The organism is Streptomyces rishiriensis, from assembly GCF_030815485.1.
GTDB lineage: Bacteria > Actinomycetota > Actinomycetes > Streptomycetales > Streptomycetaceae > Streptomyces > Streptomyces rishiriensis_A.
Genome location: NZ_JAUSWV010000002.1, coordinates 4128953 through 4143381 on the forward strand (window position 1 = coordinate 4128953; position 14429 = coordinate 4143381).

At 73.5% G+C, this 14429-nt stretch carries 9 protein-coding genes, 2 tRNA genes and 1 other RNA gene; 5 read left to right on the plus strand and 7 right to left on the minus strand.

Going from position 1 to position 14429, the window contains the following annotated elements; translation table 11 throughout:
- Positions 1-14: 14 nt before the first annotated feature.
- A tRNA-Gly gene (locus QF030_RS20805) sits at positions 15-90 on the plus strand.
- Positions 91-127: 37 nt separating this feature from the next.
- Here the strand turns inward: QF030_RS20805 and QF030_RS20810 are convergent.
- The 6 genes from QF030_RS20810 to ffs form a co-directional block, all read right to left on the minus strand.
- Positions 128-1027, minus strand: coding sequence for a phosphoribosylaminoimidazolesuccinocarboxamide synthase (locus QF030_RS20810; protein ID WP_307164168.1), 900 nt, complete (start codon positions 1025-1027; stop codon positions 128-130).
- Positions 1028-1120: 93 nt separating this feature from the next.
- Positions 1121-2632, minus strand: a complete 1512-nt coding sequence (locus tag QF030_RS20815; protein ID WP_307164169.1) for a N,N-dimethylformamidase beta subunit family domain-containing protein — start codon at positions 2630-2632, stop codon at positions 1121-1123.
- 274 nt (positions 2633-2906) lie between these two features.
- A complete protein-coding gene (locus QF030_RS20820) occupies positions 2907-5309 on the minus strand; it encodes a hypothetical protein (RefSeq protein ID WP_373428905.1) in 2403 nt (800 codons plus the stop codon).
- A gap of 392 nt (positions 5310-5701) precedes the next feature.
- Positions 5702-6997: a phosphoribosylamine--glycine ligase gene (gene purD, locus QF030_RS20825; RefSeq protein ID WP_307164171.1), complete on the minus strand. Its 1296-nt coding sequence runs from the start codon at positions 6995-6997 to the stop codon at positions 5702-5704.
- A gap of 162 nt (positions 6998-7159) precedes the next feature.
- On the minus strand, positions 7160-9559 hold the full coding sequence (locus QF030_RS20830; RefSeq protein ID WP_307164172.1) for a DNA polymerase III subunit gamma and tau: 2400 nt from the start codon (positions 9557-9559) through the stop codon (positions 7160-7162).
- Between the two features lie 68 nt (positions 9560-9627).
- Positions 9628-9726: signal recognition particle sRNA small type (gene ffs, locus QF030_RS20835), an RNA gene on the minus strand.
- A gap of 71 nt (positions 9727-9797) precedes the next feature.
- Between ffs and QF030_RS20840 the strand changes: the two genes are divergently transcribed.
- Both QF030_RS20840 and QF030_RS20845 read left to right on the plus strand, forming a co-directional pair.
- Positions 9798-9885 (plus strand) — tRNA-Ser (locus QF030_RS20840).
- A gap of 482 nt (positions 9886-10367) precedes the next feature.
- A complete protein-coding gene (locus QF030_RS20845; RefSeq protein ID WP_028807083.1) occupies positions 10368-10589 on the plus strand; it encodes a hypothetical protein in 222 nt (73 codons plus the stop codon).
- A gap of 364 nt (positions 10590-10953) precedes the next feature.
- Here QF030_RS20845 and QF030_RS20850 read toward each other — a convergent pair whose 3' ends face one another.
- Positions 10954-12279, minus strand: coding sequence for a wax ester/triacylglycerol synthase domain-containing protein (locus tag QF030_RS20850; RefSeq protein WP_307164174.1), 1326 nt, complete (start codon positions 12277-12279; stop codon positions 10954-10956).
- A 327-nt stretch (positions 12280-12606) separates the two neighbouring features.
- Here QF030_RS20850 and QF030_RS20855 point away from each other — a divergent pair, with 327 nt between their 5' ends.
- Positions 12607-13803 (plus strand): macrolide family glycosyltransferase, encoded by a 1197-nt coding sequence (locus QF030_RS20855; RefSeq protein ID WP_373428789.1) that lies wholly within the window; start codon positions 12607-12609, stop codon positions 13801-13803.
- An 86-nt stretch (positions 13804-13889) separates the two neighbouring features.
- Entirely contained in the window at positions 13890-14381 is a 492-nt protein-coding gene (locus QF030_RS20860; RefSeq protein WP_307164175.1) for an acyl-CoA thioesterase, read from the plus strand.
- Positions 14382-14429: the final 48 nt, after the last annotated feature.

Below are 14429 nucleotides of genomic sequence, written 5' to 3' on the forward strand. Positions count from 1 at the left end.
CGCCACGGCGCAGTGCGGACGTAGCTCAGTTGGTAGAGCGCAACCTTGCCAAGGTTGAGGTCGCGAGTTCGAGCCTCGTCGTCCGCTCCATCGCAAAGGCCCCGGTCATCGACCGGGGCCTTTCGCGTCAGGCCCAGCTGGTGCCGGTGAGGCGCTCGTAGGCCTCGACGTACTTCGCGCGGGTCGCGTCGACGATGTCTTGCGGCAGGGGCGGCGGGGGCTGCTCGCTCGCCCGGTCCCAGCCGGACTCGGCCGAGGTCAGCCAGTCGCGCACGAACTGCTTGTCGTACGAGGGCTGCGCGCGGCCGGGCTGCCACTGGTCGGCGGGCCAGAAGCGGGAGGAGTCCGGGGTGAGGACCTCGTCGGCGATGACCAGGTTCTCGCCCTCGAAGCCGAACTCGAACTTGGTGTCGGCGAGGATGATGCCCCGGTCGCGGGCGATGTCGCGGGCGCGGCCGTAGACGGCGAGGGTCGCCTGGCGGAGCTGGGCGGCGGTCTCGGCACCGACCTGGCGGGCCACCTCCTCGTAGGAGACGTTCTCGTCGTGCTCGCCGACGGCGGCCTTGGTGGCCGGGGTGAAGATCGGCGCGGGGAGTTCACTGCCGTCGACCAGGCCCTCGGGCAGGGCGAGGCCGCAGACCGTGCGGGACTCCTTGTACTCGACGAGGCCCGAGCCGGTGAGGTAGCCGCGGGCCACGCATTCGACGGGGATCATCTGGAGCGACTTGCAGACCAGGGTGCGGCCGGCCCAGTCGGCGGGGGCGCCGGCCGGCAGTTCCGTGCTCAGGACGTGGTTCGGGACCAGGTCGCGGAGCTGGTCGAACCACCAGAGGGACAGCTGGGTGAGGACACGTCCCTTGTCGGGGATCTCGGTCGGCAGCACCCAGTCGAAGGCGGAGGTGCGGTCGCTGGCGACCATCACGAGGTCGCCCGCCTCGTTGCGGTACAGCTCGCGCACCTTGCCGGTGTGCAGATGCACCAGGCCCGGCACCTGAAGGGGCTCGGGCTTTTCTACGAATCCGGACACGGTTCCTCCCCGTGGTTCTGTCCTAGTGGGTCGATTGTCCCGTACATCGGGATCGCTCGAGGACAGCGGGTCGGGCCGGCGGGCGTAGGGGTGTCAGTCGCGTTTGCAGATGCGGTCCAGGAGGTTGGCCGTGGCGCGCTGGACGCGGGGGTCCACATGGCCGGGGCGGTCCAGGGCCGGGGACCAGGCGAAGGTGCCGGAGGCGAAGACCAGGGCGCCCGAAGGGGCCCGGTAGAGGGAGGTCTCCTGGTGGCGGAGGACCCCCTCGCTGTCGGCGTACGGGGAGTGGGCGAGGAGTATGCGGTCCTCGTGGGGTGGCAGGGGGGTGCGCGGGAAGTAGCGGTCGGCCTCGCCCGCGACCAGGTCCTCGATGCCGTCGCCGTCGCACGCGCCGGTCGCCTCCCACAGCCAGTGGTCGGCGTTGCGGACGATCAGCGGGTGGGGCTCGGGCACCCGGCCCGCGTACTGGATGCCGACCAGCTGCTGTTCGGCACGGTCGATCTCCCGCCAGAGGACGGGTTTGCCGGGGCCCTTGCGCTTGCGGCAGGTCAGCAGGCGACCGGGGACGCCGGACGGGGAGGGGCCCAACTCCACCTGCCAGTAGAGGGAGTTGGCGGACAGGAAGACCAGTGAGGTGCCGCTGTCACGAGCGAGTTCCACGGTGCGGCGCATGCTCGTCGACCAGTACTCGTCATGGCCGGGGAAGACCAGGCCGCGGTAGCGGGTGGGGTCGATGTGACCGGCGTGCAGGTCGCGGGCGTCTGCGTAGGCGAGGTCGTAGCCGTAGCGCTCGGCCCAGCGGATGAAGTCGTAGGCGTGGCCGACGTGGAGGGGCAGGCCCGCGCCGGCGTAGGGGCGGTCGAAGGAGACCGTGGTCGCGGCGTCGGCCTCGCCGAGGAGACGGCCGTCGTCGTCCCACGCGTGGTAGAGACTCGCGCCGCTGCGGCCGTCCTCGGGGTAGAGGTTGTACGCCTGCCAGGTGATGTCGGGGAGCAGCAGAAGCAGATCGGCGGGGTGGTGGTCGCGGACCGTGAAAGGGACGTGGGAGCGGTAGCCGTCGACAGTGGTGAGGACGGCCACGTACGCGCCGACGTTCCAGTAGGAGGGGACCTGAAGGCGCCAGGAGAGCCACCAGTGGTGGCAGGAGACCGTCCGGTCGGCGGTCAGCGGCGGGGGCTGGACGATGCCGGAGAGGCGCGGGCTGGTGGTGATCTTGGCGGCGCCGTCGCCGTCGTAGTGACCGATGCGGTAGACGTCGACGCTGAATTCCTGGGGCGGGTCGACCGTGATGTGGAAGTCGACGGCTTCGCCGGGGGCGACCGCGCCGGTGGAGACGAAGCCCTTGATCTGGCGGCGCACGTCGTCGGCCGATCGGGGACCGCCCGCCGAGGAGGAGGCGCGGGGGGCCGGGACGCGCGGGCCGCCCTCGGCGGGGGCCGGGACGGCGTCCACGTACCAGGGCACTACGTGGCCGGTGTCGTCGAAGTACGTCTCGCTGCCCCGCAGCCAGGGGACGGGGCCCTGTCCGAAGGGGTCCGTCACGGCGTGGGCCAGTGCTCCCGACTCCCATCGGCGGATGTGTTCCGGTCCTGGTCCGGGTCCCATGGTGCTCCCCTCCCTTGTGCCCCCGTGGTGCCTGGTGCGTACGCCGTACGTGACCGCCTTGCGCGTTTGTCCTATGTCGCAAGCCCTTGCCATGGGCTCGATCGGTCCCAGCACATCACATGACGCGCGCAGGCAGTCACTATTCGTTGCGAATTGGCCGAAAGTGGAATATAGAGCTCCGTTAGTGCTTGGGCGAGTTTGGCTGCCGGGGGTTGTCCGGGGCCAGGCCGTCCGGGGTTGGGCGGCGCGGGGCGGCGCCGGTGCTCCGGCCCGCTCAGCCGAGCCGAACCGGCTTCTCCGGGCGTATGCCGAGCTCCACCAGCCAGGTGCGCAGGGGGACCGCGTCGCCGTCCTCGACCAGGCTGAGCACCCGGGGGGCCAGATCGGCCACGCGCTCGCCGTCGACCAGGAGGGTCGGGCCGTCGAGCCAGTCGAGACCCGGAACCGCGCCGACGGTGTCCATCGCGGCGCAGCAGACCATCGCCGTGACGTGATCGGCCAGGAGCTCGCGGTCCGTGCGCGGCGGCTGGAGGGGGAAGAGCGGAAGCGCTTCCTCGTCCCAGAGCGCCATGTCGGGGCCCTGCCCGGACGCCGGAGGACCGGCCTGAGCGGGCGGCGCGGCCGCCGCCGCCGCGGCTTCCTCGCGCCCCAGCTCGGCCCCGAGCCCGGCGGCGAGAGCAAGGCTGCGGGGGTTCGGCGGCGGGGGCTCCTCGTCACCGGCGAGGAGCGCGGACTCCGGAGCGGTGACGGGGGCCGGTGCTTGGGGCGGATCGACGGCCGGGGCGGGGCCCTGGTCGAGGTTCGCGTCCTGGTCGGGGTTCCCTGCCTGGTCGGGGTCCGGCACGACGTTTGGGTCGGCCGAGGCGGGGACGGGCACGGGAGCGGAGGCATGGCCGGAGGCGGAGGCGGGGTGCCCGGCAGGTGTCGGCGTGACCGGGAGACCGGTCGGGCTGGTGGGCTCCGTGGGATCCATGGGGCCGGTGGGGCTCGGCTCCATGGGGTTGACGCCGGTGACGCCGGGGCCAGTGGGCTCGCTGAGGCCCGCAAAGCCATCGGCGCTAGCGGCGCCAGGACCAGCGGGGTCGGTGGCACCCGTAGAGCCAGCAGTGGCAACAGCGGCAGGACCGGCGGGCTCAGCGGCGGGCTCACCGGCGACCGTAGAGCCAGCGGCGCGAGGACCCATGGGGTCATTGACGTCCGCGGATCCGTGAGGAGACGTGGGCGCGTCGGGGCTTGGTCCGGCGCCGGATGCCGGGCGTGTAGGGGCGCTCGGCTCTGCCGTGGCGTCACGTGGGACCGAGGCACGTGTCGCCGCCGGGTCGAAGGGGGCCGCTGAAGCGGGCGGTGCCGTCAGGTGGGTCGGCTCGGGGCCGTCCGCGGCGGTGGGCCGGTCCGTCGGTCTGTCCGTCAGGTGATCCAGGACCCGGGCCAGCGTGGGGCCGCCGGGGCGGACCGTGCCGGTCGGGTCGTGGGGGCGGCGGACGCCGAGGATGTCGAGGACTCGGTGGAGCCGGGCGGCGTCGGTACGCCACTTGCGGTCGACGACCTCGTCCGGATAGTCCTCCCAGGCCACCGGCGACCAGTCCGGGCCCGGGTCCGCGGGCCCGCCGTGGAAGAGGCGGGCGGCGAGCAGCGAGGTGGCCTCGTCGATCGTGCCGGGCTCTTCGAGGAGGTCGCAGGCGGGGCGCTCGCCGAGGCGGGAGGTGAACCCCTCGGCCAGCCGGTCGCGCCGGGACAGCTCGGTGAGGGCGGCGACGACGCCCGCGTCCAGCCGGGAGGGCCAGCGGCCCATCCGCCAGGCGGGCAGCGCCACCCGCGTCAGAAGCCGGTCCCAGCCCGCGTAGGCCAGGCCCACCTGCTCCTGGGCGACGATGCGCAGTCCGTAGTCCACAGTCTGTGCGCGCTCGGAGGCCGCTGCGGCGACGCCCCGCTCCATCTCGCCGGCGTGGAGCTGGCAGCCGCGCAGCATCAGGCGCGCGACCCAGCCGATGCCCGAGCAGGCCGGGCGCAGTGCGGGATACCGGTCGCCGCGGTAGGCGCAGACGGCCACCGCGGCGTCCAGCCCGCGCACGAAGCGCCGGGCCGCGGCTATGTCGGGGTGCGCCGAGGGGCCCGTACCGGCGACGACCGGGGCCAGCACGGCACGCAGCTCGCCGACGCGCATCCACCACAGGAAAGGCGAGCCGATGACGAGGACGGGTGTCGCCGTCGTACGGCGGTGCAGGGGGCCGTGGGAGCCGCCCGGACCGGCTATCTCGTCCGCACCGCGCGACGGGGACGGGCCGTGGGCCCGGTGGGTACGGTCCTCCAGCCAGCTGTCGCAGTCCGGCGTGAGCGCTATCGCGGAGGGCGCGGGGACGTCGAGACGGTCGGCGAGGTCGCGGACCAGCCGGTAGAGGTCGGGGGCCGCCTCCTCGGCGACGGCGACCGTGGGGCTGACGGCGGGGCGCGCCCGGGCGACGACCAGGCCGATGACACCGGCAGCCAGCAGGACGACCAGCGCGACGACGGACACGGCCCAGCGGGCGGTGTCCCATCCCGGGCCCACGAAGTGCCCGGTGGAACGGCCCGCCAGCAGGATCACCGCGGCGGCCGCGGGCAGCAGCGCGACGGCGAGCGCCCGGCTGCGGATGCGAAGCACCGCAAGTGCCCGGGCCCGCGCGGCCTGCGCGCCCATCTCGACTCCCGTACCGGTCACGACCGGACCTCACCCCCTCCCTACGGTCCTGTTTCCCCCGGCTGTCTTCGCAGTGGTCACTCCCCCACTGTGGCACCGACCACTGACATCGCAATGCCGGTGGGCCAAGTGCCGGAACCCGCGCCGGAACGCTTGCGCCGCACCCTAGTTGGCACTCCGGCCCACGTCAGCCGGATAGCTCAGCGGTCACACGATGGAATGGCTTTGGGGAAAGGTGGATGACGGTGGGCAAAGATCAGGCCCCGGGTTCCACGGGTCCTCCGTGCGGAGTTCCATGGTGGCCCGGGGCCTGGGAGATCCCTGCTGTCGCCTGCTGAGGCGCTGTTCGCCTGACCGTGCGGGCCGCCTGCCGACGTGCGCCGCGGCGCGGGTCATGCGCCTGCCGCCGCCTTCGCGGCGATGTCCGTACGGTGCTGCGAGCCGTCGAGCCCGATGCGGCCGACCGCCTCGTACGCGCGCTCGCGGGCCTCGGTGAGGTCCGTGCCGGTCGCGGTGACGGACAGTACGCGCCCGCCCGCGCTGACGACCGTGTCGCGGTCGGCACCGTCGTACTTCGTCCCGGCGTGCAGGACGTAGGCGTGCGGGGCGTCCTCGGCGGCCACCTCTGCGAGGCCGGAGATCGGGTCACCGGTGCGCGGGGTGCCGGGGTAGTTGTGCGAGGCGATGACGACGGTGACGGCCGCGTCGTCGCTCCAGCGCAGGGCCGGCAGGTCGGCGAGGCCGCCGGTGGCGGCCGCCATCAGCACACCGGCCAGCGGGGTCTTCAACCTGGCCAGGACGACCTGCGTCTCGGGGTCGCCGAAGCGGGCGTTGAACTCGATGACCCGGATGCCGCGGCCGGTGATCGCGAGGCCCGCGTAGAGCAGTCCCGAGAAGGGGGTGCCGCGGTGACGCATCTCGTCGACGGTCGGCTGGAGAACGGTCTCCAGGACCTCGTCGACCAGTTTCGGGTCGGCCCAGGGCAGCGGCGAGTAGGCGCCCATGCCGCCCGTGTTGGGGCCCTCGTCGCCGTCGAGCGCGCGCTTGAAGTCCTGGGCGGGCTGGAGCGGGACGACGCTCACCCCGTCGGTGATCGCGAAGAGGGAGACCTCCGGGCCGTCGAGGAACTCCTCGATGACGACGCTTCCCCGCTGCCCGGACGGTGTGGAAGGCACCCCCATGCAGCCGGCCGCGTGCGCCGCGGCGGTCTCCAGGTCGTCGGTGACGACGACGCCCTTGCCGGCGGCCAGACCGTCGTCCTTGACGACGTACGGCGCGCCGAAGGCGTCGAGGGCCTCGGCGACCTCTTCCGGGGTGGTGCAGACGTAGGAGCGGGCGGTCGGCACACCGGCCGCGGCCATCACGTCCTTGGCGAACGCCTTGGAGCCCTCGAGCTGCGCGGCCTCCTTGGAGGGGCCGAACACCGGGATGCCCGCGTCGCGCACGGCGTCGGCGACCCCGGCGACCAGCGGCGCCTCCGGGCCTACGACGACCAGCTCGGCGCCGAGCTCGACGGCCAGCGCGGACACGGCCTCGCCGTCCATGGCGTCGACCTGGTGCAGCTCGGCCACCTCGGCGATGCCGGCGTTGCCGGGGGCGCAGTGCAGCGCGGTGACGGCGGGGTCGAGGGACAGTGAGCGGCACAGGGCGTGTTCGCGGGCGCCGCTGCCGATGACGAGGACGTTCACGGGGGTCAGCCTAACGGGCGGGGACGGGGGCGTTTTGTGCGGGCTTCCGAAAGCCGGGAGGGGACGACGTCGTGCGTTCCTCCAAGGGCTCCTCCGGGCAACCGGGCCGGAGGGTGAGGCGTCGCCGAGGGGACGTCCGTGTCTCCCCCGGACTTCCTCCCGCTACTCGTTGGTGAACTCCTCCACCACCGTCGCTCCGAGCTCGCGCACGATCAGTTCGTACCCGGAGAGGGCCGACTCATTGAGATCGGGGTCGTCGTCCTCCGCGGTGTCGTCCTCCGGAGCCACCGGTTCCGGGGCGGGCGGACGCGACGGCGCCGGGGCGGGCGCGGCGTGGGCCGACGCCGAGGCCGACGACGACGCGTGCCGGGCAGGGGCGGCGGGAGCGGCCGGCGCCTGGGGCGCGGCCATGCCCGAGGGGGCGGCCGAACCTCCGCCGCCACCGCCGCCGTAGCCACCGGGGCTGTTGTGGCCGCCGGGGCTGCCGTAGCCGCCGGGCGCACCGCCTCCGCCACCACCGCCACCGCCACCGAAGCCGCCGCCGGGCGGGGGCCCCGAACCGCCGGAGGGGTCGACGACCGCGTCGATCTTCCACTGGACGCTGAACTGCTCGGCCAGCGCCTGCCGCAGCACGTCCTCGCTGCCGCTGCTCGTGAAGTTGTCGCGGGCGCCGGCGCTGACGAAGCCGAGCTGGAGGGTCGTGCCGTCGAAGCCCGCCACATGGGCGTTCTGGCTGAGCAGGATCCAGGTGAAGCGACGGCGGTTCTTGACCGCCTCCAGGATGTTCGGCCAGAGCATGCGGGGGTCGAGGCCGCCGACGGGGGGCGCGTACCCGCCCGCCGCGGGGGTGGGCGCGGGGGTGGCTGCCGGAGCCGGGGGACCGGCCGGGGCCGCCGGAGGGGAAGCGGGGGCCGCCTGCGCCGGGGGACGGCCGCTGCCCGCCGACGCGGCCGTGGGCCAGCCGCCGGGGCGGCGCCCGCTGCCCGCCGCGGTGGCGGTGGGCCAGGAACCGGGCGCGGGCTGGGCCGGGGCCTGAGGGCCGGCGGTCGGCATCTCCTCCACCGGCGGGGCGGAAGCCGCGACGGGAGAGGGAGTGGGTGCGGTGGCGTGGGCCGGGGCGGCGGCGGGTGGCACGGCCGGAGGCTGGACGGGCGCTGGCGGGGTCTGCGCGGCGGGCTCGGCCGGCCGGCCCGGCGCCTGCCCCGGACCCTGCCCCGGACCCGGACCCGGACCCGGACCCCGTACCGCGGCCCGGGCGGCCGCTGCCCCGCCACCGTGCGGGGTCGGCGCACCCCCGGCCAAGGGGGCGCCGCCGTGCGCCTCGGGCCCGGGCACGTAACCCATCGTCGGCATCGCGGGCGCTCCGGGCACCGCCCCCTGCCCCGCGCCGCCCGGCAAGAGGTTCACGCCGCGCTCGATGCGGTCGAGGCGGGCCATGACGGAGCGTTCGTCGCGGTAGGCGGCGGGCAGCATCACGCGCGCGCAGATCAGCTCGAGCTGGAGGCGGGGCGAGGTGGCGCCCCGCATCTCGGTCAGCCCCTCGTTGACCAGGTCGGCGGCGCGGCTCAGCTCCGCGGCGCCGAAGACGCCGGCCTGGGCCTGCATGCGCTCGATCACGTCGGCGGGGGCGTCGATGAGCCCCTTGTCGGCCGCGTCCGGGACGGCGGCGAGGATGACGAGGTCCCGCAGGCGCTCCAGCAGGTCGGTGACGAAGCGCCGGGGGTCGTTGCCTCCCTCGATGATCCGGTCGACCACCTCGAAGGCGGCGGCGCCGTCACCGGTGGCGAAGGCTTCGACGACGGAGTCGAGCAGCGAGCCGTCCGTGTAGCCGAGCAGGGAGGTGGCCATGGCGTACGTCACACCGGCGTCGCTCGCGCCGGCGAGCAGCTGGTCCATGACGGACATGGAGTCACGCACGGAACCCGCGCCGGAGCGCACGACGAGCGGCAGCACGCCTTCCTCGACGGGGATGGCCTCCTGCCCGCAGACCTCGCCGAGGTAGTCCCGCAGCGTCCCCGGCGGCACGAGCCGGAACGGATAGTGGTGGGTCCGCGACCGGATGGTCCCGATGACCTTCTCCGGCTCGGTGGTCGCGAAGATGAACTTCAGATGCTCCGGCGGCTCCTCGACGACCTTGAGAAGCGCGTTGAAGCCGGCCGACGTGACCATGTGGGCCTCGTCGATGATGTAGATCTTGTAGCGACTGCGGGCGGGCCCGAAGAAGGCCTTCTCTCGCAGGTCACGGGCGTCGTCCACACCGCCGTGCGAAGCCGCGTCGATCTCGATGACGTCGATGGACCCCGGGCCGTTCCTCGCCAGGTCCTTGCACGACTCGCACTCCCCGCACGGGGTCGGAGTGGGCCCCTGCTCGCAGTTCAGGCACCTGGCCAGGATCCGCGCGCTGGTGGTCTTCCCGCACCCGCGCGGCCCGCTGAACAGGTACGCGTGATTGACCCGGTTGTTCCGTAGCGCCTGCTGCAGCGGGCCGGTGACATGCTCCTGCCCGATGACCTCGGCGAACGACTCCGGGCGATAGCGGCGGTACAGCGCGAGAGACGACACGCATACGAGGTTATAGGCGACCACCGACATCGGGTCCCGCGCGGATCCGGCGCCCGGCTCCCACCGGGAACGCAAGCGCCCCCCACGCACCCGCCAGAGCCGACCTACCCTTGCTGCCTTCCGGCCCTGGGGGAGTTCAGTCAGATAGCGCCGCGTGAGGGGCTGCGCACAGGCTACAGGATCTGAGCGGGGGGAACGAGTTCGCGAGCACTCCTCAACGTCTTGTATTGTTTGCCGCGGAGGATTCGCCTAGTGGCCTAGGGCGCACGCTTGGAAAGCGTGTTGGGGGCAACCCCTCACGAGTTCGAATCTCGTATCCTCCGCCAGTGCCTCACCGGGCACGAAGTCGAAGGGCCCCACCGTTCGCGGTGGGGCCCTTCGACTTTGCCCCGCCCGCCTGCCGGCTCGGTTCCTGCCGGTTCCGTGGGTCCGGACGGCGGCGACGGCATCGGCGGCGCGCGCTCCTCGCCTCCGGGACCGGTCCGCGGATCCGGGACGTCCGCCCCGGCCGCCCCCAGTGCCGCGTGCCGACCGCCGACCGCCGACACGGACGTCACCACGCACCGGATGGCCCCACGTACCCGACGTCACCACCCACCCGGGTCCACGCGCGTGAAGTGGCTTCCGAAGGTAACGGTCTGTGCTGGGGTCGAGCGGGCGCTTTCGAGGGCTCACCGGCGAAGCCCCAGGTCAGAGGCGCGCGACTGTCCCTGTCCCGGCCGCAGCGGTGATCGCTGTCCGGGTCTGTGACGAACAGGGGAGAAAGACGACCGCTACGAGCGGCGCATGCAGGCCCATACTGGAGTCAATGACAAAGCCATCGGCACCGAAGCGATACTTGCCCACCAGCCCCTTCAAGGCCCCGGCCGCTCCGTCCCCGAAGCACTTCGAGGTGGGCGACCAGGTGACGCACGACATGTACGGTCTCGGCCGCGTGATCGGCATCGAGGACGGAATCGCGGCACTCGTGGATTTCGGTTCGGCGCAAATGCGGATCCTGAGCCCGTACACCAAGATGAGCAAGCTGTAGGACCGCTGTGCCCGGTCACGGCACGCCAGGTCCGTCCACGGCCCTGTAACGAATGGGAGACCTCTCATCGACCCGACCTCGCTGTTCTCCGCTCCGGAAGGGGCGACTCGCTATGCCACCGCGGCATCGCCGCCTCCGACGACCAACCCCTTCCAGGCCCCGGACTTCGGGGAGGACGAGATCTTCCTGATCGAGGATGCGCAGGCATCCCTCTCGGGCATGGGTGTGGATCGACGCCAGGCGAGCTAGCTCCGGCCGGTCACGGTGGCCCCGCAGTCGGCGGCCACGGGCCGTCCCGGTTCGCGCGCGCCGAAGGGCCCCACAGAAAACGGTGGGGCCCTTCGACATGTGCGCTCCCGACAGGTCAGCGGGCGCCCTCGGCGAGCAGGGCCAGCTCGTCCAGGAACGCCTCGGCCAGCAGGCCGGCGTCCTGGCCGCCGGAGTTGGTCGCGACGCTCAGCGTGTGGCCCTTGGCGCAGCCGCCCAGAGCGAAGGTCGCCGTGTCGGCCGGGGGCACCATGGGGACGATGGTGAGGTGGCGCAGCGGCCGTCCGGCCAGGGTCTGCCCCTGCTCGCGCAGGTGGACGTAGGAGCAGGCCGCCGGCGCGTACGCGGGCGCGAAGATCGTCCCGCCGGCCAGCGCCAGGGTTGCCCCGGGAACCGCCGCGAGCGTGCCCTCGACCAGCTTCTCGGCGGTGCGCCGGGGCCGGGTGACGGTGGTCAGCAGGCCGATGCACGCGGTCAGACGGGCCGCCGGGTCGGCGAGCGTCACCGGTGCGGGGACCCGCACGTTGGCGAAGGCGTTGCCGAGGAATTCGCCGCAGTCGTCGGGCCGCTCGTCGACCGGGACCGACAGCCACACCTGCCTCGGCTCCGGAGTCCGGCCACCGCCGGCGGACGCCGCATCGGGGGCGGCGGCGCAATCGCGCTCCGCAGCCGACAGACAGGCACGCAGGACTCCGGAGACCGTCGCCAGGAACACCTCGTTCGTGGTCGCCGGGCGGCCGGGACCGGCCGCTCCCACGGAGACGGCCGCGCGCGCGGCCCGCAGCACGTCGGCGCGCAGCCGTACGACGGTGTACGCGGGTTCGCGGGGCCCCCGGTGCGGCAGGGGCACCGCGCGGCCCGTGGTGAGCAGACCCGGCGGGCCGCCCCCCGTCGGGCCGGGGCCGACCGTCCGCCGCCGGGAGCCGGGCGCCGCCACGGACGCGCCGCCGTCCAGCGGCCGGCCGTCGTCGAAGAGCGCGCGCAGCAGGGTCGTCAGGGAACGGCCGTCGAGCAGGCTGTGGTGCATCCGGAACAGCAGGGAGAACTCCCCCTCCGTCTCCCCGCGCAGCAGGTGGAGGCCCCACGGCGGCCGGCCGGCAGGGAACGGGGTGTGGAACCACTGCCGGACCGCGTCCCGCAGGGTGAGGTCCGCGCTGTCGAGCTGCCGGGCCAGGTCGTGGCCGTCCCGCCGCTCCCAGCGGTGCCGGCCGGTCCACCGGGCCGGGCCGGTCCGGGCGCCGCCGGGAGCGACCAGGGTCTGGGTGAGCCTGGGCAGCGCCTTCCAGCGTTCCTCCACCAACGCCCGCAGCTCGTCCAGTGGCGGTGGGGCCCCCGCGAGGTCCAGGGCGATCCCTGCGTTGGGCGGGCCGAACGGCCAGCGGGCCATCCCCTCTTCCATCAAGGGCAGATGCGATCCGGGCATGAGACTGCTCCTGTCGTGGGCCGTCCGTGTCGTGGGCCGGTCCCGTCGTGGGCCGGCCGCTGGGGGACGACGTCCTGTACCCCCAACGGCCGATCGGACCGGCGGTCACGTCCGCGGCGTCACCGTGCGCGCCGCCAGGTACCTCTCCGGTGTCCCGCAGGTGTCAACGCGCGGCCGTGGAGGCTCCCTGATGGGGTGACACTGCCGCAGGTTTGCGGTCAGGAACGGTGTCGGTGCGCCTTTAATCGGGACTCCGCGTCCGCCGCTCGGGCGCCCCGTCCCCGAATCCCCCGCCCCGGCCCCCGTGCCGGACAGGAGTTGTGTGTCGTGCCTGGTACTCATCCGAATCCCGCGCACATCCCCGCGCACACCCCTGCCCGCTTCCCCGCCCACATCGCCGTGTTCAACGTGCCGATGCACGGGCACGTGAATCCGACCCTGGGGGTCGTCGAGGAGCTCGTCCGGCGGGGGCACCGGGTCAGTTACGCCGTCCCCGAGGACTTCGTGCACCAGGTGAAGGCGGCCGGTGCGGAGCCCGTGCTCTACCCGGACGCGGGAGACGGCTCGGACGCGCCGGAGGACATGGGCGAGGGGTTCGCGCGGGTCGTCGAGGTGGCGCTGACGGCCCTGCCCGCGCTGAACCGGGCATTCGGCAAGGACCGTCCGGACCTGGTGCTGTGCGACATCTACGCCTTCGCGGGCCTGCTGCTGGGGACACGATGGGAGGTGCCGACCGTCGTGGCGTCGCCCACCCATCTCGCCTACGACGGCATCGTCCCCGAGTTCTTCGGCGTGCCCGGACTTCCGCAGCTGCCGGGCTTCGCGCGACTGGCGGCGGCCTTCGCCGACCACGGGATCGACGCCGCGCGGATCCAGGACCTCGTACGGCCCGAACACGCCGTCGCGTTCTTCCCGCGGGCCTTCCAGCGCAGGGCGGACACCGTCGCGGCACAGCGCGTCGCGTACGTGGGACCGGCGCTCGGGGACCGCTCGTACCAGGGTTCCTGGCAGCCGCCGCGGCCCGATCTGCCCGTCCTGCTGGTCTCGCTGGGCTCCCAGTTCACCCGGCGGCCGGAGTTCTACCGGTCCTGCGTCGAGGCGTTCGCCGAGCTGCCCTGGCATGTGGTCATGTCCGTCGGCGCCGTCCCGACGGACGGGCTGGGCCCGCTGCCGGAGACCGTCGAGGTCCATCCCCACGTGCCCCAACTGGCCGTGCTCGCGCACGCCGACGCCTTCGTCACCCACGCCGGGATGGGCGGCACGATGGAGGCCCTGCACTACGGCGTCCCGCTGGTCGCCGTCCCGCAGATGGCCGAGCAGCGGGTCAACGCCGCCCAGATCGAACGCCTCCGGCTGGGCATCCACCTGCCGCGCGAGAGCGTCACCCCCGAGGCGCTGCGCGAGGCCGTCCTGCGGGTCTCGTCCGACCGGGACATCCGCGCGGGCGTCTCCGCCATGCGCCGGGAGATCGCGGCGGCCGGCGGAGCGGGAGCCGCGGCCGACCTCATCGAGCGGGCCCTGTAGACCCGCAGTCCCCGCAGCCCCGGCACCGGTACCGCGTACCGGCCAGGAGGCCGGGACCCTGTTCCGCTGTTCCGAGGAGTGACACCGTGACCCTGACCCATGAACTGCCGTCCGACATCCGCCGCACCGGCACCGGGCGCACGCCCCTCGAGGTGCCGGACAGCCGGCCGCACCTCTATCTCCGCCAGGTGCGCATGAGCGACCTGGACTCCATGCACCATGTGAACAACGTCCGGCTGCTGGAGATGATCCAGGACGCCCATATCGACATGTTCTATCTGCGCCCCGGACTGCCCGGCCAGGAGATCCGCCCGCGGTTCGTCTACGCACGCCACGAACTCGACTACACGGAACCCCTCGTCCTCCAGCCGGAGCCGGTCACCATCACCACCACCATCGGTGACCTGCGCCGTTCGACCTTCCGCGTCACCAGCCGGGTCACCCGCGACGCCCGGGTGTTCTGCACCTGTGTGAGCACGGCCGTCGCCTACGACCCGGACGCCCGGTGCTCCCGTCGGCTCGAGGACGAGGAACGTGCCCTCGCGGCCCGCCACGCCACTCCCGACCCGGCACGCTGACCGGCCGCCCGCGAAGGGCGGCTCCGCGCAGGACGGCCCCGGGAAGGA